At 63.9% G+C, this 21,208-nt stretch carries 15 protein-coding genes and 1 pseudogene; 14 read left to right on the forward strand and 2 right to left on the reverse strand.

The genetic code is table 11. From position 1 onward, the window contains the following. Positions 1-239 precede the first annotated feature (239 nt). The 14 genes and pseudogenes from HB778_RS24640 to HB778_RS41650 all read left to right on the forward strand — a co-directional run bounded on the left by HB778_RS24640 (position 240) and on the right by HB778_RS41650 (position 15,865). Positions 240-647: a DUF3168 domain-containing protein gene (locus HB778_RS24640; protein ID WP_183457705.1), complete on the forward strand. Its 408-nt coding sequence runs from the start codon at positions 240-242 to the stop codon at positions 645-647. A gap of 173 nt (positions 648-820) precedes the next feature. Further along, positions 821-1,120, forward strand: a complete 300-nt coding sequence (locus HB778_RS24645) for a hypothetical protein (protein ID WP_183457707.1) — start codon at positions 821-823, stop codon at positions 1,118-1,120. A gap of 122 nt (positions 1,121-1,242) precedes the next feature. Next, entirely contained in the window at positions 1,243-1,908 is a 666-nt protein-coding gene (locus HB778_RS24650) for a response regulator transcription factor (protein ID WP_019857144.1), read from the forward strand. A gap of 40 nt (positions 1,909-1,948) precedes the next feature. Then, entirely contained in the window at positions 1,949-3,319 is a 1,371-nt protein-coding gene (locus tag HB778_RS24655; RefSeq protein WP_183465214.1) for an ATP-binding protein, read from the forward strand. 209 nt (positions 3,320-3,528) lie between these two features. Then, entirely contained in the window at positions 3,529-3,966 is a 438-nt protein-coding gene (locus HB778_RS24660) for a hypothetical protein (protein WP_183457709.1), read from the forward strand. Between the two features lie 117 nt (positions 3,967-4,083). After that, positions 4,084-5,223, forward strand: coding sequence for a c-type cytochrome biogenesis protein CcmI (ccmI, locus tag HB778_RS24665; RefSeq protein ID WP_183457711.1), 1,140 nt, complete (start codon positions 4,084-4,086; stop codon positions 5,221-5,223). Positions 5,224-5,225: 2 nt separating this feature from the next. Continuing rightward, positions 5,226-5,669, forward strand: coding sequence for a cytochrome c maturation protein CcmE (gene ccmE / locus HB778_RS24670; RefSeq protein WP_183457713.1), 444 nt, complete (start codon positions 5,226-5,228; stop codon positions 5,667-5,669). 38 nt (positions 5,670-5,707) lie between these two features. Further along, the gene (locus HB778_RS24675) at positions 5,708-7,699 is read left to right on the forward strand and encodes a heme lyase CcmF/NrfE family subunit (RefSeq protein WP_183457715.1); all 1,992 of its coding nucleotides are present in this window, start codon (positions 5,708-5,710) and stop codon (positions 7,697-7,699) included. Then, entirely contained in the window at positions 7,696-8,163 is a 468-nt protein-coding gene (locus HB778_RS24680) for a cytochrome c-type biogenesis protein (protein ID WP_183457717.1), read from the forward strand. The genes HB778_RS24675 and HB778_RS24680 overlap by 4 nt, the downstream gene beginning before the upstream one ends. A gap of 133 nt (positions 8,164-8,296) precedes the next feature. Further along, positions 8,297-9,850, forward strand: coding sequence for a Do family serine endopeptidase (locus HB778_RS24685; RefSeq protein ID WP_183457719.1), 1,554 nt, complete (start codon positions 8,297-8,299; stop codon positions 9,848-9,850). Between the two features lie 365 nt (positions 9,851-10,215). After that, positions 10,216-10,890, forward strand: coding sequence for a response regulator transcription factor (locus HB778_RS24690; protein WP_027041628.1), 675 nt, complete (start codon positions 10,216-10,218; stop codon positions 10,888-10,890). A gap of 8 nt (positions 10,891-10,898) precedes the next feature. Further along, entirely contained in the window at positions 10,899-12,380 is a 1,482-nt protein-coding gene (locus tag HB778_RS24695) for a sensor histidine kinase (protein ID WP_183457721.1), read from the forward strand. Beyond that, positions 12,380-15,338: pseudogene (locus HB778_RS24700) on the forward strand (bifunctional [glutamine synthetase] adenylyltransferase/[glutamine synthetase]-adenylyl-L-tyrosine phosphorylase). The gene HB778_RS24695 and the pseudogene HB778_RS24700 overlap by 1 nt, the downstream one beginning before the upstream one ends. A 227-nt stretch (positions 15,339-15,565) precedes the next feature. Further along, positions 15,566-15,865, forward strand: coding sequence for a hypothetical protein (locus HB778_RS41650; protein ID WP_244662001.1), 300 nt, complete (start codon positions 15,566-15,568; stop codon positions 15,863-15,865). Between the two features lie 45 nt (positions 15,866-15,910). Here HB778_RS41650 and HB778_RS24710 read toward each other — a convergent pair whose 3' ends face one another. Then, positions 15,911-18,232, reverse strand: a complete 2,322-nt coding sequence (locus HB778_RS24710; protein ID WP_183457725.1) for a PAS domain-containing sensor histidine kinase — start codon at positions 18,230-18,232, stop codon at positions 15,911-15,913. A gap of 200 nt (positions 18,233-18,432) precedes the next feature. Further along, positions 18,433-21,078, reverse strand: a complete 2,646-nt coding sequence (gene pepN, locus HB778_RS24715) for an aminopeptidase N (protein ID WP_183457727.1) — start codon at positions 21,076-21,078, stop codon at positions 18,433-18,435. Positions 21,079-21,208: the final 130 nt, after the last annotated feature.

A 21,208-nucleotide genomic window follows, 5' to 3' on the forward strand; every position in this document is an offset into this window, starting at 1 on the left:
TGTCCCTTTGCCGCAAGGCGCTCGGGCAATCAGCTGGCTGAGCAGATTGGTTCCGCAAGGTTGCTCGGCATGGCAATCTGTTCATAACAGAGTCGTATTTTCGAGATGATCGGCGATCATGATCGCGGCGAGGCGAATCATGCGATATGGCGCAGACTTGTCGAGCCGGCTACGCTGCGCGAATTTGCCAGTATGGCGAACGGCTTGCACAAGGCGTGACAGGCGAGGGGGGACGACAAATGACCGCGCCCGGCGATTTGCTGCAGGCACTTTTTCTAAGGCTCAAAAGCGATAAGTCGCTGTCTGCGCTGCTTGGTGGCGCCGGGCTGCTGGAACGGGCGACCGAAAATGCCGCCTTTCCGTACGTGACTTTTGGTCAGACCAGCGCCTTCGACTGGGACACCGGCGCCGAGAACAACGATGATCAGCTGATCACGCTGCATGTCTGGTCGAAAGCCCACGGCGACGACGAAACGATTGCCATCATGGATGCCATCAAAGCCCGCCTTGTCGACGCCGCACTGGTGATCGGCCCGCGTGGCCAGACGCGGCTGTCACTTGAATTCACCGAGGCTCGTTACGACGAGGATCTTCTCGTACATCACGGCCTGCTGCGGTTTCGTGCGCTGACGCAGGAAAGTGCCTGACACGCTTTCAATCTGACCGAAACGGAGTCTAGACTGGCATTTCCGGGATTTCGTCGGGTTGGAGCGTCGAAATCACCCTCGGTTGTCTCGCGTTTCAGGGGTGTAGCGAACATGGTTTTCGCATCGATCACCGTTCATTTCACGTTCAGCACCGATGCGTTACAACGCCGGGCATGAAAACGCTTCGCTCCCACTTTCGAACCGCGACCCTGGCGCTCTGTGCTGCCGGGCTGTTCGCGTCGCAGGCAAGCGCCGCGTCGGTCGCGGCGTCCGACCAGGACGATCCGATCGTTGTCGCCGGGAATGACTGCTACGCGATAGGCCAACAGGTGGCCGAGCAGAATGGCGGCACGCTGGCCAAGGCCTCGCAGTCTACACGCGGCGGCCAGCCGGTCTGCGTCATCGTCGTGCTGGTGCCTGGCAAGGACGGGCAGCGTCCGCGCCGTTCCGAGATCGTGGTTCCGCAGAACTGACCCAATCTTCCATCTTGCGAGGCCACGTTTCCCAGGCCGCCGGAATCGGCCTATATCTGCCCAGTCTTCAATCTGCCCAAGTCTTCAATCTGCCAAGCTCTTCAACAGGTATCGATCTCCGCATGCGTGTACTCGTCGTCGAGGATGACAAGGATCTCAACCGGCAGATAGCGGACGCGCTGGTCGACGCCGGCTATGTCGTCGACCGCGCCTTTGACGGCGAGGAAGGCCATTTTCTCGGCGACACCGAGCCTTACGACGCCGTCGTGCTTGATATCGGCCTGCCGCAGATGGACGGCATCAGCGTGGTCGAGCGCTGGCGCCGCGGCGGCCGCAAGATGCCGGTGCTGATCCTGACGGCGCGCGACCGCTGGAGCGACAAGGTCTCCGGCATCGATGCCGGCGCGGACGACTATGTCACCAAGCCGTTCCACATCGAGGAGGTGCTGGCGAGGCTTAGGGCGCTGATCCGCCGCGCCGCCGGCCATGCCTCGTCCGAACTCACCTGCGGGCCGCTGCGCCTCGACACCAAGGCCTCGAAGGCCGACGTCGACGGCGTGCCGCTGAAGCTGACCTCGCACGAATTCCGCCTGCTTGCCTATCTGATGCACCATATGGGCGAGGTGGTGTCGCGGACCGAACTGGTCGAGCATCTCTACGATCAGGATTTCGACCGCGATTCCAACACCATCGAGGTCTTTGTCGGGCGGCTGCGCAAGAAGATGGGCATCGATATGATCGAAACCGTGCGTGGCATGGGCTACCGCATGCGCGAGCCGGAGGCGTAACTCGGAACCGCTCAAACCAACCGCAAGGGCGCCGCTTTCGCTGCGTTTGTGGCCGCGTTCGCTGACGTTCCGCGTCATCGCCTTTTCCACGGTCTGGGCGATCCTGACCCTTGTCGTCATCTTCACCTTGATCACCACCCTCTATCGCCAGGCCAGCGAGCGCGGCTTCGACAGCCTTTTGTCGGCGCATCTGTTCAACCTGATCGGGTCCATCGGCATTTCCGACACGGGAGCGCTCACCGGTGCGCCCGACCTTGGGGACCTGCGCTTCTCGGAGCCGAATTCAGGCTGGTACTGGTCGGTCGAGCCGGCCTCGGAAGGCGTGCACGGCGACCTTCATTCGTCGTCGATGACGAGCAAAATCCCGTCGCCAAGCGTCGCCGAGGTGCCCTTCAATGCCAGTTTCCAGCGCAGCTATTCGGCCGAAGGCATCGACGGCGAGCAGCTCGAAGTGTTCGAGAGCGAATTCGTGCTCGATGCCAAGAACCGCGCCGCGCGTTTTCGTGTCATGGGCAACCAGAGCGAACTCGAACAGGAAATCGCCACCTTCCAGCGCCGCCTGTTGACTTATCTCAGCCTGTTCGGCGTCGGCATGATCGCTATCAACGCCATTGCCATCCTGCTCGGCCTGCAGCCGTTGCGCCGGGTCCGCAACGCCCTTGCCATGGTGCGCGAAGGCACAGCGCAAAGGCTCGACGGCCGCTTCCCGGCCGAGATCGAACCATTAGCCAACGAAACCAACGCCTTGATCGAAAACAACAAACGCATTGTCGAGCGCTCGCGAACCCAGGTCGGCAATCTCGCCCATTCGCTGAAGACGCCGCTGGCCGTGCTGCTTAACGAAGGCAGGGCGCTTGGCGGCGCCAAGGGACAATTGATCGCCGAGCAGGCCGCCTCGATGCAGAAACAGGTCGACCATTATTTGCAGCGCGCCCGCGTCGCGGCGCAACGCGACAGCGTCGTCTACCGCACGCCGGTGGCGCCGCTGGTGCAGCGCATGGTGCGGGTCTTGCAGAAGCTCAACCCGCAGACCAGCCTGTCGCTGTCGCTGCCGGCCACCGAGATCGTCTTTGCCGGCGAGCGCGAGGACCTCGAGGAACTGCTCGGCAATCTTCTCGAAAATGCGATGAAATGGGCAAAAAGCGCAGTGTCGGTCACAGTGGCGCCGTCGGCCGGCAAGGATGACAATCTGTTCGAGATCAGCATTGACGACGACGGTCCCGGCATTCCCGAGGACAAGGCACGCGACGCGCTGAAGCGCGGAAGGCGCCTGGACGAGACAAAACCGGGAACAGGTCTGGGGCTTGCCATTGTCGCCGACCTCGTCAACGAGTATGGAGGCGTTCTCGCGCTCGAACGGTCCGGCATGGGCGGATTGAAGGCGGTGGTGCGATTGCGGAGCCTTCAGTGACGCTTTCTCGGGGCCAATCGACAGCGGTGGACGGCGTATGGTATGGCGATCTATCGATTGATCCCGGAGCAATACCGATTGCTCCAGAAGCGGCTGGCGGCGGCCAAATTTCCGACAAATATCAATACTATGGCCACGCCTACTTCTCCGATGACGCGGCCCCCGGCGCATCCATGGCAGGCTCCAACTCAAGAAAACCGGTTGTTGGCATGAAGATTCGCGTCGCGCTTGTTTCCGCCCTGCTGGCCCTGTCCGGCTGCTCCACGTTGAGCGGCAAGGGCCCAACGCTCGCGCCGACACCGGCCTCGACGCCTCCATCAGCCGGCAAGGTCACCAAGTCGATCATTTCGGCAATGGACGGCGGCCTCATTGGCGGCTCGATCGGCAACGGCCTCAGCGAATCGGAAAAACGCAACGCGCTCGAGGCGGAATACAAGGCGCTCGAATATACGACGAGCGGCCAGAAGGTGGCGTGGAAGGGCGATCAGGCATCCCACTATGGCGAGGTGGTTCCGGCCCAACCCTATCGCGTCGGTTCGCAAGACTGCCGCCAGTATACGCAGACGGTGTTCACCGGCGGCGCCGGGGTAACGGCGCGCGGAACCGCGTGCCGCAATGCCGACGGCAGCTGGACGCCGCTGACCTGAGATTCAGACCGGATCCGGCCGGTTGATGTCGATCAAGGACGTTCGGCGCGCCGACCGTCAAAGCGTCGCAGGATGCCTGTGTTGGCAGGGCAGGGCTCTGCCGTTATTGGAAGAACCATGCTGTTCTGGGTCATAGCCGCATTACTGACGCTCGGCGCGAGCCTGGCGGTGCTGCTGCCGCTGGCCGGGGGCGCCAAGGGCGCGTCGTCGAGCGGCGAGCATGATCTGGAAGTCTATCGCGATCAACTGTCCGAGCTTGACCGCGACGCCGCGCGAGGCCTGATCCAGCCGGCGGAAGCGGCCGAGGCCCGCGCCGAAATCGCGCGCCGCATCCTTCGCCTCGACAATGCGGATACGGCCGGCAAGGCGTCGGCCAGGCAGGCTTCGGTCACGGCACGGCTTGTCGCGACCGTGGCCGTGCTGGCGGTGCCGCTGATCAGTTGGGGTGTTTACAGCCGGATCGGCTCGCCCGACCTGCCGGCTCAGCCGCTCAGCGAAAGGCTGGCCAAGAACCCGGCCGACAGTTCGGTCGACGAATTGGTGGCACGGGCCGAGGCCCACCTTGCCGCCAACCCGTCCGATGGCAGGGGATGGGACGTGCTGGCCCCGGTCTATCTGCGCATGCAGCGCTTTTCCGACGCGGTGACCGCCTATCGCAATGCCATCCGCCTCGACGGCGACAGCGCTGTTCGCCAGGCCGGCCTCGGCGAGGCGATCGCCGGTGCGGCAGGCGGCATTGTTTCCGCCGATTCCCAAGATGCCTTCGAGGCGGCGCTGAGGCTTGATCCAGCCAATGCGAAAGCCAGCTTCTATCTGGCCATGGCCTTGGCGCAGGAGGGACGAAACAAGGAAGCGGTCGCGGCTTGGCAGGCAATGCTGGGCACGTTGCCACCGGATTCACCGTGGCGCGGCGCCGTCGAGCAGGCATTGGCCAAATCCGCCAGCCCCGAAGTCGCTTCCGGTGCCGCCGCGAAGGGGCCAGACGCCGCGGATATCGACGCCGCGTCCTCCCTGTCGCCGCAGGACCGCGAAGCCATGATCAACACGATGGTCGCCGGCCTCGACGAAAAACTGCGGCAAAATCCGCGCGACCCGGAAGGATGGATGCGGCTCGTTCGTTCCTATGTCGTGCTGGGCAAGGCCGATCAGGCGCGCGAGGCGCTCGGTCGCGCCATCGCCGTCTTTGGCGCCGGCAGTGACGAAGCCAAGAAATTCACCGCCTTCGCCGCCTCGCTCGGCCTGACGGCGACGGAGTAGACATGACGCGCAAGCAGAAACGGTTGTCGGTCATTGTCGGCGGGTTGGCTTTCCTGGGCGCCGCCACCGGGCTGACCTTCTACGCGCTTGGCCAGAAGGCCTCCTATTTCTACATGCCGGCCGACCTCACCACGGCGAGCCTCCAGCCCGGCCAGCGCATCAGGCTCGGCGGTTTGGTCGAAAAAGGCACGATCCAGCGCGGGCAGGGGGCGACGGTCGCCTTTTCGGTCACCGACACGCACAAATCGGTCAAGGTCACCTATACCGGCATCCTGCCCGACCTTTTCCGCGAGGAGCAGGGCGTCATCACCGAGGGCAGTTTCGGCCCGGACGGCGTCTTTGTTGCCGACAGCGTGCTGGCCAAGCATGATGAGCGCTACATGCCCAAGGAAGTGGCCGACGGGCTGAAGGCCAAGGGCGTCTGGCAGGAGAGCAAGAGTGAATAACTCTGGTGGGAGAGCAAGAGTGAATTGCGGGAACCACCATGGTTGAGACCGGACATTTCGCCCTGGTCCTGGCGTTTGCGCTCTCACTGGTGCAGATGATCGTGCCGCTGTTCGGCGCGCGCCTCAACAACCAGCGCCTGATGGCCGTCGGCGGCCCTGTCGCGGTGACCGGCTTCGCGCTGACGGCGCTGTCCTTTGTCGCGCTGGCGAGTGCCTACGCGAACTCCGATTTCTCCGTGGCGAGCGTCTGGGAAAACTCGCATTCGCTGCAGCCGATGATCTACAAGATCACCGGAACCTGGGGCAATCACGAAGGCTCGATGCTGCTCTGGGTGCTGATCCTGACCTTCTTCGGCGCGCTGGTCGCGGCTTTCGGCTCCAACCTGCCGGCGACGCTGCGTGCCAATGTGCTGGCCGTGCAGGGCGCCATTGGCGCTGCGTTCTTCCTGTTCATCCTGGCGACGTCGAACCCCTTCATCCGGCTCAATCCGGCGCCGATCGAAGGCCGCGACCTCAACCCGGTCCTGCAGGATCTCGGCCTCGCCATTCATCCGCCGCTGCTCTATCTCGGTTATGTCGGCTTCTCGATCTGCTTTTCCTTCTCAGTCGCCGCCTTGATCGAGGGCCGCATCGACGCCTCCTGGGCGCGCTGGGTGCGGCCATGGACGCTGGTCGCCTGGATGTTCCTGACCGGCGGCATCGCGATGGGGTCATACTGGGCCTATTACGAACTCGGCTGGGGCGGTTTCTGGTTCTGGGATCCGGTCGAGAACGCTTCCTTCATGCCGTGGCTGGCGGGCACCGCGCTGCTGCATTCGGCCATCGTCATGGAAAAGCGCTCGGCGCTGAAGATCTGGACCTTGCTGCTCGCCATCCTGACCTTCTCGCTGTCGCTGCTCGGTACTTTCCTGGTGCGCTCGGGCGTGCTCACCTCGGTGCACGCCTTTGCCACCGATCCGACGCGCGGTGTCTTCATCCTGTGCATCCTGACGCTGTTCATCGGCGGCTCGCTGGCGCTGTTTGCGTTGCGCGCCTCGAGGCTGACGGCCGGCGGCCTGTTCCATCCGATTTCGCGTGAAGGCGCGCTTGTCCTCAACAATCTGTTCCTGACCACGGCGACCGCCACGGTGCTCGTCGGCACGCTCTATCCGCTGGCGTTGGAGGCGCTCACCGGCGACAAGATCTCGGTCGGAGCACCGTTCTTCGACCTGACCTTCGGCCCCTTGATGCTGCCGCTTCTGGCCCTCGTGCCGTTCGGGCCGCTGCTGGCCTGGAAGCGTGGCGACGTCTTCGCCGCATCGCAACGCCTGATGGCCGCCTTCGCTGTGGCGCTGGCGGCGATGCTGGTCACCGGCCTGTTTATCGACGGCTCCTCGGTGTTCGCCGCCCTCGGCATCGGCCTTGCCGTCTGGCTGGTCGCCGGAGCGCTCACCGACCTTGCGGTCAAGTCCGGCGTCGGATCGGTTGCACCGGCCGTCATGTTCAGGCGCTTCGCCGGCCTGCCGCGCTCGGTCTTCGGCACGGCATTGGCCCATCTCGGCCTCGGCCTGACATTGCTCGGCATCGTCGCCACGCTCTCCTTCGGCACCGAGAAAATCCTCGCCATGCGCGCCGGCGAGACGGTGGAATTGTCAGGCCATACGCTGCGTTTCGTCGGGCTTTATCCGGCGCAGGGGCCAAATTACAGCGAGGACCGTGGCCGCTTCGAACTGATCGGTGTCAGCGGCAGTCCTGTCGGCGAAATCAGTTCCGCCAAGCGTTTCTATCCGGTGCGGCAGACGACGACGACGGAGTCCGGCATCAAGACCCTTGGTCTTTCCCAGCTCTACATTTCACTCGGCGATGAAGCCAAGGACGGCTCGGTCGTCGTGCGCCTGTGGTGGAAACCGCTGGTGACGCTGATCTGGGGCGGTGGGCTGGTGATGATGGCGGGCGCTGCCATGTCGCTGATGGACAGGCGCCTGCGGGTCGGCGCGCCCTCACGCCGGCGCAAGCAGGCGGGCGCCGCGGCGCCCGCGGTCCTGCCATGAAGGCAAGGTTCTCCGCCGCGTTGCTCGTCCTGATGCTGGCGCTCGGCTTTGCCGGCACCGCGCTGGCGGTGAAGCCTGACGAAATGCTGGCCGATCCGGCGCTCGAGGCGAGGGCGCGGGCGCTGTCGGAAGGCCTGCGCTGCATGGTCTGCCAGAACCAGTCGATCGACGAATCCGATGCCGACCTTGCCCGCGACCTGCGCATCCTGGTGCGCCAGCGCCTGGTCGCCGGCGATACCGACCAGCAGGTGATGGACTATGTCGTTTCCCGTTACGGCGAGTTCGTGCTGCTAAAGCCACGTTTCGACCTGCGCAATGCGTTGCTTTGGGGCACGCCTGTGCTGTTGCTGCTGGTCGGAGGCGTATTCATTGTGCGGACCGCGCGGTCGCGTCGGACCCTGGCGACAAAGTCCCTGTCTTCAGATGAACAGGCGGCATTGGACGCCATCCTGCACCGCGACTGACGGCCGCGACTGCCCAGCCAACATTACCAAAGTTTCATGTGTCGGAAATGGCGCTGTAATGTGCGCCTCTCTAAGTCTCTCTCCCCGAGGATGCCGATCAAGCAGCGTCCGTTTGAAAGAGGATAAGAGACCCATGAATATTGCCCCCAATTCATATTCCCGCACCCGCAAGCGTCTTCTGGCTGCCGCCGCTTCCGTCGCCATTGCCGGCGCGATCGGCGTTGGCGCACTGACCAGCGGAACCAGCCCCGTTCTTGCCGATGCCGTACGTGTCGAGGCGCCGCAGGTGCAGGGCTTCGCCGATGTCGTCGAGCGCGTTTCGCCGGCCGTGGTCAGCGTCAAGGTGAAGGCCAAGATCCAGCCGACCGCCGATGATGGCTCCGATGATCAGGACGGTCTCGACAATCTTCCCAACAATCCGCAGCTGCGCCGCTTCTTCAAGGAGTTCCGTGGCTTTGGCGACCAGAACGGTCAGAATGACGACGGTCATCGCCGCTTCGGTCACCGCGACCGCGGCAACAACGACCAGCCGCGCCCGGTGGCGCAGGGTTCCGGCTTCTTCATCTCCGAGGACGGCTACCTCGTCACCAACAACCATGTCGTCGAGGAAGGCACCGCTTTCACCGTGGTGACCAGTGACGGCAAGGAACTCGACGCCAAGCTTGTCGGCACCGATCCGCGCACCGACCTTGCCGTGCTCAAGGTCGATGGTGGTGGCAAGTTCACCTATGTCGATTTCGCCGACGATTCCAAGGTTCGCGTCGGCGACTGGGTCGTGGCCGTCGGCAATCCGTTCGGCCTCGGCGGCACCGTCACCGCCGGTATCGTTTCGGCACGTGGCCGTGACATCGGCGCCGGCCCCTATGATGATTTCCTCCAGATCGACGCCTCGGTCAACCGCGGCAATTCGGGTGGCCCGACCTTCAATCTCAACGGCCAGGTGGTCGGCATCAACACGGCGATCTTCTCGCCCTCGGGCGGCAGCGTCGGTATCGCCTTCGACATTCCTGCCTCGACCGCCAAGCAGGTTGTCGAAGACCTGATGAAGAACGGTGCGGTGCAGCGCGGCTGGCTCGGCGTCGAAATCCAGCCGGTTACCTCGGACATCGCCGAATCGCTCGGTCTGAAGTCCAACAACGGCGCCTTGGTGTCGAGCGCCCAGGACGATGGCCCCGGCAAGAAGGCCGGCATCACGGCGGGCGACGTCATCACCCAGGTCGAGGGCAAGGATGTCGCTTCGCCGAAGGAACTCGCCCGCCTGATCGGCGCCTATTCGCCCGGCAAGCCCGTTGACGTCACCGTCTGGCGCGACGGCAAGAGCCAGACGATCAAGGTCGATCTCGGCAAGCTGCCGGCCAGCGACAAGCAGGCCTCGAACGACCAGCAGCAGCAGCCCGCTGCTCCGGCCAAGCCCGACACGCTGGCCGATCTCGGCCTCACCGTCACCAAGTCCGAAAACGGCAAGGGTCTTGTGGTGACCGATGTCGATCCCGACAGCGCTGCCGCCGACCGCGGCATCCAGCCGGGCGACATCATCACCGCGGTCAATTCGAACGAGGTGAACGGCACCGACGACGTCACCAAGGCGATGACCGACGCGGTGAAGGCCGGCCGCAAGGCGGTGCTGATGCAGATCACCCGCGACAACAACAACCGTTTCGTCGCGCTGCCCGTCGCCAAGGGCTGACAACGACTTTTCCGGTGCTGCGGTTTCAAACACCCCCGAGCCGCCGCATGGGAAAGCATGGAGCCGGGTACGTTAGTCAGTCATCGTGCTCTCCTCCAGCGGCAGCGGGCCTCCCATCGCCCGCTGCCGCACATTTTGAAAGTCGCCCAAAAACGCTCCCTCGGGCTGGGCCGGGAGGATGTGGTGATTGCAGGATCATGCCTCGAAACAGGCCCCGAAACAGGCTTGTCGGGGATGAAGACAACCAGAGAACAAGATTTTATCGCGCGCGATCTCGATCATCTTGATCGCGACGTGCTTTGGCAAAGGCTAAAATGCAGATGCCGGCTACTCAACCTTCCAGCGAAATCGCGTATAACGGCCCTATGAAGATTCTCGTCATAGAAGACGATCGGGAGGCTGCGGATTATCTGCAGAAAGCCTTCGCCGAGGCTGGTCATACCGCGCATGTCGCCGGTGACGGCGAAACCGGTTTCGCGCTTGCCGACGCCGGCGACTATGACGTGATGGTCATCGACCGGATGATGCCGCGCCGCGACGGCTTGTCGGTCATTGCCGGCCTTCGCTCCCGCGGCAACACCACTCCGGTGCTGATCCTGTCGGCGCTGGGCGAGGTCGATGACCGGGTTACCGGGCTGCGCGCCGGCGGCGATGATTATCTGACCAAGCCCTATGCGTTTTCCGAGCTTCTGGCCCGCGTCGAAGTGTTGAACCGCCGCGCCAGCGCCAAGGAGGCCGAAACCGTCTACCGGGTTGGCGACCTTGAGCTCGACAGGCTGTCGCATTCGGTCCGCCGGGCGGCGCGCGAGATAACGCTGCAACCGCGCGAGTTCCGCCTGCTCGAATATCTGATGCGCCACGCCGGCCAGGTGGTGACGCGCACCATGCTGCTCGAAAATGTCTGGGATTATCATTTCGATCCGCAGACCAATGTCATCGACGTCCACGTTTCGCGCTTGCGCGGCAAGATCGAAAAAGGCTTCGACAAGCCGATCCTGCATACGGTTCGCGGCGCTGGCTACATGCTGAAGGGCGGCTAGGCGACAGCATGGCTCTTTCCGTGCCCGCCATCATGAAGACGACGGCAGCGCGGCTTTCGGCGCTCTACCTCTTGCTCTTCGCGCTCTGCGCCGTGCTGCTTGTCTTCTACATGACCTCGCTGTCGGCGCGCATGCTGACGGCGCAAACGCAGGAGACCATCAACGACGAAGTGCTCGGCCTCGCCCGCGCCTATCAGCGCGGTGGCCTGCCCGTGCTGGTGCGCGTGGTTGAAAACCGCTCCCGTCAGCCTGGTGCCAACCTCTATCTCATCGCCGATGCCAATGGCCAGATCCTGACCGGCAACGTGCAGAGCCTGGAACCGGGGGTGATCGACACCGAGGGTTGGACGACCGAGCCGTTCTCCTACAAGCGCTTCGGCGAAGGCGAGCTTGACCGCCTGCGCAGCGGAACGTCCGACCAGACGCCGTCTCCTGCAACTGGCGACAATGCGACACCGCCGGCCGAAGGCGAGAAAGGTCACAACGCCATTGCGCTGGTGCTGCGGCTGCCCAATCAGATGATCATGCTGGTCGGCCGCGATCTTGGCGAACCCGAACGCTTTCGTGCCGTCATACGCCGTGCGCTGATGCTGGCGCTCGGCATGATGGGCCTCGGCGGGCTGCTGATCTGGTTCTTTGTCGGCCGCGCCGCGCTGAAGCGCATCGACAGCGTGTCGGAGGCCAGCCGCCGCATCATGGGCGGCGATCTCTCGGGCCGGCTGCCAGTCACCGGCGCCGGCGACGAGTTCGACCGGCTTTCGGAAAACCTCAATTCCATGCTGGCCAGGATCGCCACGCTCAACGAAGGCCTGAAGCAGGTTTCCGACAACATCGCGCATGATCTGAAGACACCGCTGACCCGGCTGCGCAACCGGGCCGAAGCGACACTTTCCGGCAAGCACAAACCGGCCGACTACCGTCAGACGCTCGAAGGCACCATCACCGAGTCCGACCAACTGATAAAGACCTTCAACGCAATCCTGATGATCTCTAGGCTGGAGGCCGGATATTCATCCGAGCACACCAACCGCGTCGATCTGGCGGCGGCCGTTCGTGATGTCGCCGAGCTCTACGAGCCGGTGGCGGAAGAGGCTGGCGTTTCGCTCGAAGCCGAAGTGAATGGTGCTTTTCTCGTCGACGGAAACCGCGAGCTGATCGGCCAGGCGCTGTCCAACATCGTTGACAATGCGATCAAATATTCGACGGACTCCACGTCCAAGCCGGCGGTTCGTGTCACGCTCGAGCGGACACATGGCGAGATCAGGCTTTGTGTCGCCGACAACGGCCAGGGCATTCCGGACGATGCCGATCGCGCTCGGGCGACCGAACGTTTCGTGCGGCTGGAGAAGAGCCGTTCGCAGCCGGGTTCCGGCCTTGGCCTCAGCCTCGCCAAGGCGGTCATGACCTTCCACTATGGACGGCTTGATCTCCTGCCTGGCAATCCGGGACTATCCGTGGTCATGAGTTTCCCTACACGGGAGGATCACTGATGGCTGCGGTTGCGAAACGGACGGTCCCGCATTGGCTGCTGAAGCCGGTGGTTGGGCTTGCCCCTCTCGACGAAGGCCGGGCGCGGCAGGCACTGGCCGAGATCGCCACGGTGGCACGCGAAGAAGGGTTGGCGCGGCTGGCCAAATTCCTGGCCGGCAAGGGGGAGGGCCAGGATTTCCTGGCCGCCGTCTTCGACCTTTCGCCGTTCTTGCGTGACACGGCGCGGCGCCGGCCGCGTATCCTGGATGCCCTTTTCGACCAGCCGGTCGAGGCGCGCCTGAAAGCGACTACCGCCGCGATCGAGCAGGCGCCATTGGCCGAGACGGTTTCCGAATCCAGCCTGATGATGGAGCTGCGCCAGTGCAAGGCCGAGGCGCATTTCCTGATCGCATTGGCTGACCTCGCCGGTGAGGCGGAAACGTCGCTGACGGTACGGCGGTTGAGCGATCTTGCCGATGTCTGCACCCGTGCGGCCGTCGACTTCCTGCTGCGCGACGCGCATGGCCAGGGCAAGCTCAAACTGCCGGATATCGACGATCCGTCACGGCAATCGGGCTGGATCCTGCTCGGCATGGGCAAGCTCGGCGCGCATGAGCTGAATTTCTCCTCCGACATCGATCTTGTCGTCTTCTTCGATCCGGAAGCGCCCGCCGTGGTCGACCCGCTCGACGCCACCGAGCTGTTTTCGCGGCTGACGCGACGGCTGGTGCGTATCCTGCAGGACCGCACCGAGCACGGCTATGTCTTCCGCACCGATCTGCGGCTGCGCCCGGATCCCGGTTCGACCCCGCTGGCGATCCCGGTTGAAGCCGCGCTGCGTTACTACGAAGCGCGTGGCCAGAACTGGGAACGTGCGGCGATGATCAAGGCGCGCCCGGTGGCTGGCGACCTGGCCGCGGGTGCTGCCTTCCTCAAGGAGCTGCAGCCCTATATCTGGCGCAAATACATGGACTACGCGGCGATTGCCGACGTCCATTCGATCAAACGCCAGATCCACGCTCACAAGGGCCATGGCGAGATCGCCGTGAAGGGCCACAACGTCAAACTCGGCGCGGCGGCATCCGCGAGATCGAGTTCTTCGTCCAGACACAGCAGCTTATCGCCGGCGGCCGCTTTCCGGAACTGCGCGGCCGTGAAACCGTGCCGATGCTTGGCCAGCTCGCCGCCCGCGGCTGGATCACCGCCGATGCGCGTGACGCGCTTGCCCGCCAGTACTGGTTCCTGCGCCGTGTCGAGCACGCCGTCCAGATGGTGGCCGACGAGCAGACGCATACGCTGCCGGAAGACGATGAAGGGCTGGAACGCATCGCCCGCATGCTGGGTTTTGCCGATGCGGCTGCGTTTTCCCTGGCATTCCGCGCCTCGCTGCAGCAGGTCGAACGCCACTATGCGGCACTGTTCGAAACCGCTCCGGAGCTTTCGGCGGGCATCGGCAATCTGGTCTTCACCGGCGATGTCGACGATCCCGACACGCTGCGGACTTTGCATGGCCTCGGCTTCCAACGGCCGAGCGACATCTGCCGCGTCATTCGCGGCTGGCATTTCGGCCGCTATCGCGTCACCCGGTCGGCGGAGGCGCGCGAGCGGCTGACGGAATTGACGCCGGCGTTGCTGCGCTCTTTCGGCCAGACGCGCCGGGCGGACGAAGCCTTGATCCGCTTCGACGAGTTCCTTGCCGGCCTGCCCGCCGGCATCCAGCTGTTCTCGGTGCTGCAATCAAATCCGGCGCTGCTCAAGCTGATGGCGACGATCATGGGCGCCGCGCCCCGGCTGGCGGCGATCATCACGCGCCGGCCGCATGTCTTCGACGGCCTGCTCGACCCGGCCTTGCTGAGTGAACTGCCTGACCGCGCCTATCTCTCGGCACGGCTTTCGGCCTTCCTCGAAGGCGACAGGGCCTATGAGGAGGTGCTGGACCGGCTGCGCATCTTTGCCTCGGAACAAAAATTCCTGATTGGTGTGCGGCTGCTTGCCGGTTCGATCGATCCGGCCCGTGCCGGCCGCGCCTTTTCCGATCTCGCCGATCTCACTATCGAGGCGGCGCTGCAGGCGGTGACCGCCGAATTCGCGGCGCGCCATGGCACGATCGCCGGCGGCGTGGTTTCGCTGCTCGGCATGGGCAAGCTTGGCAGCCGCGAATTGACCGCGGGATCGGATGTCGATCTCATCCTGCTCTACGATCATGACGCGGATGCTGAGGACTCCGACGGCGACAAGCCGCTGGCGCCGTCACACTACTACACCCGCATGACGCAGCGGCTGATCTCGGCCGTGTCGGCGCCGACGGCGGAAGGGGTACTCTACGAACTCGACCTGCGGCTGCGGCCGTCCGGCAACAAGGGGCCGGTGGCCACCCACGTCGATGCCTTCAAGAAATACCAGCGCCAGGAGGCCTGGACCTGGGAACACATGGCGCTGTCGCGGGGGCGCGCCATTGGCGGCGACACCAGCCTGTGCGCCGAGGTCGAAGCGGAAGTTGCCGCTGTGCTTGGCCAGCCACGCGACGCGGCAAAGGTGAAGACCGAGGCCTCGGACATGCGCGCCATGATCGAGAAGGAAAAGCCGGCGCGTGACCTCTGGGACATCAAGCTGATCCCCGGCGGGCTGATCGATCTCGAATTCATCGCCCAGGTGGCTGTCATCACCGGGCAGGTCGAGGCCGGGCCGCGTGTCACCGGTACGGCAGAGATTCTGTCTCGGCTGACGCCTGGCTTCGCCGATGCCGGAGTCCGGCAGGAGTTTGGTGCCGCCTTCGCGCTCTATCTGGCGCTGACTCAGATGACGCGGCTCTGCCTCACTGGCCCGTTCGAGCGCGATGACGTTCCGCCGGGGCTTTCGGATCTGCTTCTGGCGGTCACCGACCTGCCGGATTTCGGTGTGCTGGAAGCACATCTCAAGGAGACGTCGCAAAGGTCAGGAAGGACTTCGACCTTTTGCTTCGTGCCGGACGACCGTGAAATAGCTGGTCCGGCCGCATCGGGGGTGACGATGCAACAGGAGAAGACCCATGAGAAAGTCAACCAAGCTTGCCCTAGCCTTCGCAGCACTCGCTGGCGCCGTCGGCACCACCGCCTATGCCGAAAACAATGCCAGCGCGAAAATGCGCGAGGACACGATGATGCGCCTCAACAAGGCGATGAGCGATTCAGACGGCGCCATCACCTTCGACCAGTTCTCCGACGCCATGAACGCCCGACTGAAGAAGCTCGTTGCCGAGAATGGCGGCAAGCTGACCGTCGCCCAACTGGCCGATGCTCTGGAGAAGGCGCGTTTCGAGCGGATAGCTAGGCGCATCATCGCCCGCTACGACACCAAGGGCGACGGCACGCTGACGTCAGATGACATCACCGGTCGTGAGAAGAAGGTGTTCGCCATGCTCGACAAGAACAATGATGGCAAGATCGAGAAGAGCGAACTGCCGAAGGGTGGCCGCTTTGGCCATCATGGCCAATCGGATGAAGACGACGGCGACACCATGCAGTGAAGTTTAGGAGGCAGGCTCCGGCAACATCGGCCGGAGCCCGGCCGCTCAAGCGGCGGCCTTGACGGCCGGCGGCGCCTTTTTCACCGGAATGCGCACCGACACGATCGTGCCGACACCCTCCGTCGAACGGATCTTCAACGCACCGCCCTGGAGCTCGGCCAGCGAGCGGGAGATGGCAAGGCCAAGCCCGGACCCGGCATGGTTCTTGGAGAACTGGTTCTGCACCTGTTCGAAGGGCCGCCCGAGCTTGCCCAGCGCCGCTTTCGGTATGCCGCAGCCATTGTCCTCGATCGTCAGCACCAGCGCGCCGGACGTGTTGCGGGCGCGGACCGAAATATGGCCGCCCTGGCCGGTGAACTTCACCGCGTTGGACAGGAGGTTGATGACGATCTGCTTGATGGCCCGCCGGTCGGCGAACAAGGTCAGCGCATCGGCGATGCGTGTTTCCACGGTGATCGCCTTCTGCGCCGCCTGCAGCGAGACGACGCGCACCGTCTCGCTGATCAGCGGACCGAGGTCGATCTGTTCGCGGTCCAGCGAGAACTGGCCGGCTTCGATCTTGGACATGTCGAGTATGTCGTTGATGACGCCGAGCAGATATTTGCCGCTGCTGTTGATATCGGTGGCGTACTCCTCGTAGCGCTCCGACCCCAGCGGGCCGAACAGCCCTTGTTCCATCAGTTCAGAGAAGCCGATGATGGCGTTCAGCGGCGTGCGCAATTCATGCGACATGTTGGCCAGGAATTCGGATTTGGCCCGGTTCGCCGCTTCGGCGCGCTCGGTTTCCTTCATGTATTTGCGGTTGAGGTCAACCAACTCACTGGAGCGTTCCTCTTCGGAACGCCTGGCGAGGCTGAGATCATGGATCGTGGCCATCAGCCTGCGTTCGCTGTCGACCAGCTTTTCCTGATGCAGCTTGATCTGGGTGATGTCGGAGCCGACGGAGACGATGCCGCCATCCCGGGTCCGGAGTTCATTGACCTGCAGCCAGCGGCCGTCGGCCAGCTGCCGCTCGAAGGTGGCGCCGCCTTGCGGACCATTGGTATTGGCAAGCCGGCGCTCGGAAGCAAAGGCCAGCATCCGTTCTTCCAGCGAAGCGCGCGTCACGCCCGGCATCACGTCGCGATCCGAGAGCCCGTTGTCCTGCTGGTATTTGGAGTTGCACATGATCAGGCGCTGCGCCGAATCCCACAGCACGAAGGATTCATTGATGTTCTCGATCGCGGTCCTCAGCCGCAGATCGGCCGCTTCCGAGCGCAGCGCCAGATGGCGCTGCTCGGTGACGTCGACGGCGATGCCGATCAGCTGGATCTCCGGCGCCTCCGGATCCATGACTTGTGCACGCGCGCGCATCCACACCCATTGGCCGTCGGCATGCCGCATCCGAAACACCTGGTCGATATGGTCGATCTCGCGGGCGACAATTCTGTTGGCGAGCTCGAACAGGTCGCCGTCCTCGGGATGGATGATCTCGTCGACCTCGCCGAAGGACAGCATCGTCTCGCAGGGCTCGTAGCCCAGCATGTCGTACATCGAGCACGACCAATACATCTTGCCGCGCACCATGTCCCAGTCCCACAGGCCGCAGCGGCCGCGCACCAGCGCCATGTCGATGCGCTGATGCGCTTCGAGATAGATGCGGTCGGCGGCCTGCGCGCGTGCCGCTTGCCCGAAATAGGCGTAGAGGATGATGATCAGCACGCCGGCTGTCAGCACGAACAGGGTGACGTTGAGCGAGACGGTCTTGCGCCATGTGTCGAAGACCGCTTGCTGCGGCACCAGGGCCGCCGCCGCTCCCTTCCGATCCTTGGCCACGCTGACCGCCGCATACCAGTCCTGCCCGCCAATGCTGACCTCCATGACGCCGGCGCGGTCGCCGAACATGAACAGCGGCTGGCCGCCCTCGACGAGGCCGTCGAGCGAATGGCCTTGCCATGGCATCGAGCGCGGCGTCACCGCGGTGATCTTGAAGGCGTTGTCGGTGATGACGAGCACGTGGCTGCGGCCCATCGCGCCCTGGCGGCTGGTGGTCTCCAGCAGATCCTGGACGGCGCCGGGCACGGTGTCCGAGGTGGTGGCCAGCGAACTGGCCAGCTGACCCGCCGCCAGCGTCAGGATCGCCTTGGCATCGCGCTCGACGTCGTCGCGTTCGTTCATCAGTGACAGCACGCGCAGCGCCGCGATGACGAGCAGGAAGATGATGATGAGGGCCGGTATCGACCGGCGCAGCAGCGGCTCGGCGGCCAGAAGCCGCTTATAGGCCGGTTCGGCAATGAGCCGCGTATTCCCGGCAAGGCCGTCGCTGCGCGTCCCGCGACGCGCAAAAGCCATCCCACCGGGCGCGCCCCACGCGTCCGCCTTCGCCATAAATGGCACTCCCCGAATTTGCCTATGCTGCTTGGTGATCCGGCAAAACGCCGCACATCCGAATCGTCAGTAAAGAATCAAAGGTGATTCGCCTTGTCCAGTGGTCCGACGAAAAAAGATTAAAAATCGACTAAAATAATCGGTTTTGGAGGTGCGGCGGCCTCGGGCCTTCTCCCCGCACGGGAGAAGGCAAGGGGTGCCTAGGCCAACGTCCGCTCCACAATATCGCGCAGATCCGCCGACAGGTTTTCGGCATTGGCGATCGAAAGCAGGGCTTCCCGGGCCTTGGCCTGCCGGCCCGGTTCGAGCGAACGCCATGATCTCAGCGCCGTCGCCAGCCTTGCCGCCACTTGCGGATTGCGCTTTTCGACCTCGAGCACAGTTTGCGCGAAGAACCGGTAGCCTTCGCCGTCGGCGCGGTGGAAGCCGGTCTGGTTAGCGCTGGAGAATGTGCCGATCAGCGAGCGCACCCGGTTCGGATTAGCCATCGAGAAGGCCGCATGAGCGGATAGCGCCCGAACCGTGTCTATCGCCTGCGGCCCCGGCACGCTGGCCTGGATCTGGAACCATTTGTCCATGACCAGCGGGTCGGATGCATAGGTCTTTTCGAACGCCGCCAGCGCTTGGTTTGCCTCCGGCGAACCATGGTGGCGATATGCAAGCACGGCAAGGGCGGCGGCGCGGTCGGTCATGTTGGTCGCCGATTGGAAATGCCCGGCGGCCAGTGCGGCTCCGCCCGGCAGCAGCGAGAGATAGTCCAGCAAAGTGTTGCGCAGGGCGCGCCGTCCTGCGCTTGCCGCGTCGGGGCTGAAGGCGGTCTTGTCGGCAAGCCTGTGGTAGAGGCTGGAAAATGCCTCGGCATTGGCCGTGGCGATCGCCAGCGCAAGGGCCTGCCGGGCTGCGTGGATGGCGTCGGGATCGATATTCTTGCCGATGTCGCGGGCGATGTCGGCGTCGCCCGGCAGTGCCAGCGCCAGCGCCCGGTAGGCTGGCTCCAGCGTCTCATCGACGGCGATGCTGCCGGCAAGCTCGGTCAGCCGGGTCGCGAAGACCGGGTGCTTGCCGCCAAGGATCTCGCGGAAGGCTGCGATCAGCGCATCGGTGAGCAGCGTGTTGAAGGCTTGCCAGCGCGAGAAGGCGTCGCTGTCATGGCGGGCGAGGAAGAACTGGTCGTCGGCCTTCTGTTCGACCGATAGCGTCACCGGCGCCGAAAAGCCGCGGTTGAGTGACACGGCGGGACGTTCGGCAACGCCCGAGAAACGCACCATATGGCGGCGCTTGCGGAGATGGATGACGCCATCCTCGACGCTGGCGCCCTCGACGCCGCTATAGGCGACAGGCCTGCCGCCAGCGCCGATCAGGCCGAAGGTGAGCGGAATATGCATCAGCCGCTTGCGGCTTTCGGAGGGGGTCGGCGGCACCGACTGCTCGATCTCGAGCGTGAATTCCTGCGCGGCCGCATTGTGCGTCGAACTGACCGTCAGATTGGGCGTGCCCGCCTGATGATACCAAAGCGCGAACTGCGATAGGTCGCGGCCCGAGGCGTCCTCGAACACCTTGATGAAATCCTCGATCGTCGCCGCGTCGCCGTCGTGCCGCTCGAAATAAAGGTCCATGCCGGCGCGAAAGGCCTTAGCCCCGAGGATGGTGCGGATCATGCGCACCACTTCCGAGCCTTTTTCGTAGACCGTCGCCGTGTAGAAATTGTTGATCTCGCGGTAGCGGCGCGGCCGCACCGGATGCGCCAGCGGACCCTGGTCCTCGGGAAACTGATGCGCGCGCAGCAGGCGTACCTCGGCGATGCGCTTGACCGGCCGGGAGCGCTGGTCGGCGGAGAATTCGTGGTCGCGGAAGACCGTCAGCCCTTCCTTCAGGCAAAGCTGGAACCAGTCGCGGCAAGTGATTCTGTTGCCTGTCCAATTGTGGAAATACTCATGCGCGATGATCGCCTCGATATTGGCGAAATCGGCGTCCGTTGCCGTCTCCTGGTCGGCTAGCACATATTTGTCGTTGAAGATGTTGAGGCCCTTGTTCTCCATCGCGCCCATGTTGAAGTCGGACACGGCGACGATGTTGAAGACGTCGAGGTCGTATTCGCGACCAAACGCCTCCTCGTCCCATTGCATCGACCTTTTCAGTGCGTCCATGGCGTAGCCGGCCAGCTTCTCCTTGCCGCGCTCGACATAGATGCCGAGTTCGACCTTGCGGCCGGATACGGTGACGAAACTGTCGGCGACCTGGCCGAGATTGCCGGCGACCAGCGCGAACAGGTAGGACGGCTTGGGGAAGGGGTCGTGCCAGATGGCATAGTGCCAGCCGTCGCCGAGATCGCCACTGTCTCCCGGATTGCCGTTGGACAGCAGCAGCGGCGCCTCGTCGCACAACGCCTCGATGCGCACGGTGTAGACGGACAGGATATCGGGCCGATCGAGGAAATAGGTGATGCGGCGAAAGCCCTCGGCCTCGCATTGCGTGCAATAGACGTTGTTCGAGCGGTAGAGCCCCATCAGGGCCTCGTTGCCGGCCGGCGCCAGTTCGGTCTCGATCAGCAGTTGGAAACGGCGCGCGGCAGGCGGCTTGAGAAGGGTGAGCTGGTCAGGGGTTACCAGCAGGTCCGCGGGTTTTGCCTTCTTGCCGTCGATCTCGATGCGCTTGAGCGTCAGCCCGTCGCCGTCGAGCACCAAGGGCGCCAACGCGGATACGCCGTCGCGGCGTTCGATCGTCAATGTTGCGGTGACGATTGTGGCCTCGGGCGAAAGGCGGAAGGTGAGGTTGACCTGCGGAATGAGATAATCGTTGGGGCGATAGTCTTCGAGCTTGAAGACCTGGCCGGTGTCCGTGCGCATTCCCTGGGTTTTCCTGTTCGATTGCGTTGGAAGCGGACGTTCCCGCTGGTCCAAGAATTTTGAAGTCCGCGCTCTTTACACGAAACAGCCCCTCGACAAAACTCGGCCGATGCCTATTTCAGGCGTTCCT

It is taken from the genome of Mesorhizobium huakuii (genome assembly GCF_014189455.1).
Classification (GTDB): domain Bacteria; phylum Pseudomonadota; class Alphaproteobacteria; order Rhizobiales; family Rhizobiaceae; genus Mesorhizobium; species Mesorhizobium huakuii_A.

Bases quoted from the DNA above. Each gene is read 5' to 3' on its own strand.
- HB778_RS24675 (WP_183457715.1), top strand. From the start codon at position 5,708: ATGGTTGAGACCGGACATTTCGCCCTGGTCCTGGCGTTTGCGCTCTCA.
- HB778_RS24650 (WP_019857144.1), top strand. From the start codon at position 1,243: ATGCGTGTACTCGTCGTCGAGGATGACAAGGATCTCAACCGGCAGATA.
- HB778_RS24660 (WP_183457709.1), top strand. From the start codon at position 3,529: ATGAAGATTCGCGTCGCGCTTGTTTCCGCCCTGCTGGCCCTGTCCGGC.
- HB778_RS24645 (WP_183457707.1), top strand. From the start codon at position 821: ATGAAAACGCTTCGCTCCCACTTTCGAACCGCGACCCTGGCGCTCTGT.
- HB778_RS24710 (WP_183457725.1), bottom strand. From the start codon at position 18,232: ATGGCGAAGGCGGACGCGTGGGGCGCGCCCGGTGGGATGGCTTTTGCG.
- HB778_RS24685 (WP_183457719.1), top strand. From the start codon at position 8,297: ATGAATATTGCCCCCAATTCATATTCCCGCACCCGCAAGCGTCTTCTG.
- HB778_RS24690 (WP_027041628.1), top strand. From the start codon at position 10,216: ATGAAGATTCTCGTCATAGAAGACGATCGGGAGGCTGCGGATTATCTG.
- HB778_RS24640 (WP_183457705.1), top strand. From the start codon at position 240: ATGACCGCGCCCGGCGATTTGCTGCAGGCACTTTTTCTAAGGCTCAAA.
- ccmE (WP_183457713.1), top strand. From the start codon at position 5,226: ATGACGCGCAAGCAGAAACGGTTGTCGGTCATTGTCGGCGGGTTGGCT.
- HB778_RS24695 (WP_183457721.1), top strand. From the start codon at position 10,899: ATGGCTCTTTCCGTGCCCGCCATCATGAAGACGACGGCAGCGCGGCTT.
- pepN (WP_183457727.1), bottom strand. From the start codon at position 21,078: ATGCGCACGGACACCGGCCAGGTCTTCAAGCTCGAAGACTATCGCCCC.
- HB778_RS41650 (WP_244662001.1), top strand. From the start codon at position 15,566: ATGAACGCCCGACTGAAGAAGCTCGTTGCCGAGAATGGCGGCAAGCTG.
- ccmI (WP_183457711.1), top strand. From the start codon at position 4,084: ATGCTGTTCTGGGTCATAGCCGCATTACTGACGCTCGGCGCGAGCCTG.
- HB778_RS24680 (WP_183457717.1), top strand. From the start codon at position 7,696: ATGAAGGCAAGGTTCTCCGCCGCGTTGCTCGTCCTGATGCTGGCGCTC.